Raw genomic sequence first — 1,286 nt, 5'->3', positions numbered from 1 at the left:
ACGCACAGTGCATTTTGAAGGAGCTGTTGCGGGCAGAGAAATTGGAGTGACAGCAGGGACGGGTCACTTTGATTATGCTTCTCGTGAGATGAAAGAACTGACCGATATTACTGGTAAACCAGAATATGCGATAGATGGTTCTGCTTTGGGGGCTCTACAGGCGGATCAGATTAAACTTGTGGCAACCGAAAAAGGTGTTGGGGTTCGCATGCGCCATGATATGGCCGCCAATGCGGGGCAGTTGCATCTTTCTGCTGATGGGAAAATCTCGTTGAAGAATGTTTTTGGTCATGGGGGTGTTGTCCTCAAATCGAAAAGCCAGAGCGTATTGGCAAAGCACATCACCTCGAAAAAGCATATTGATATTGCCGCCCATAAGGATGTGACGTTAGAAACGGTTGGCGCTGATAGTCATTTGAAAATAGAGGCGCAGGATGGGCTTTTATCGATTGCCGGTAAGGCAACCTCTGGGGGCAATATGAAGCTTTCTTCGCGCCAGACACTTCAAGTTTCAGGGCTAGGGTCAGGCGCTGATATGGCTCTTGAATCGGGTGGAGACTTGAAGCTTGAGGGGATTGTTTTAGCGCAAGGGAAGCTCAAGGCGCACGCCGGTGGTGATATACAAGCTCATTTTTTAGCCGGTGGGGTTGATATGGCGGCAACGGGTGCTGCTGGTGTTATTGTTCTTGGCACCCAAGGGGATGTTGATCTCCAGAGCAGTCAAGGTGCGATTGTTGCTGAAAGTGTTTATGGAGCAGGAGATATCACCCTGGTTTTTCATAACGGGCTATCTGTTTCTCAAACAATCCTGTCGCATCAAAATGTTGCCATTCAAGCACAACCAGAAACAAATGCTCCCGTTCATTTTGGGCAACTTTTAGCCTATGGCAAGGCAAATATTGAGGGCGGGGCGGTTGACTTTTCTTCGCTAATGACGGGTGAAGAAGCTGTTTTAAAGGTAGGCAGCCTTGATGCAGGCACACTGATGACAGGTGTCGTTTCTACGGGCGGTTCAGGGGATCTTGTTTTAGATGAAAAGGGCTTTCTTTTGATTACAGCAAAAGAAGGGGTGAAGGTTGGTCAGATTGCCAGTGGTGGCAATATTGAAATTTTTGCAGGCAACGACATCTATTATGATCAGGTCATAGGCTATGGCAACGCGACATTGACATCGGTATCAGGAGAGATCAGTGTTGAGAATGTGCTGTCTGCTGAGGGGGATGTGAGATTGACGGCAAACACTCTCGATTTAAGCAATAATCGTTCTCATATTTACACGCCGCAAA

The 1,286-nt window shown here is 47.7% G+C and carries 1 pseudogene; it reads left to right on the top strand.

Annotation, left to right across the window (positions count from 1 at the left end):
* Positions 1-1,286: pseudogene (locus ACFIL2_RS02155) on the top strand (filamentous hemagglutinin); the annotation flags it as partial.

The sequence above is a fragment of the Bartonella sp. AP30XZML genome (genome assembly GCF_042195945.1).
Classification (GTDB): domain Bacteria; phylum Pseudomonadota; class Alphaproteobacteria; order Rhizobiales; family Rhizobiaceae; genus Bartonella.
The sequence above is the reverse complement of the archived record's forward strand: the minus strand, read 5'-3'. Positions and strand labels throughout refer to the sequence as shown.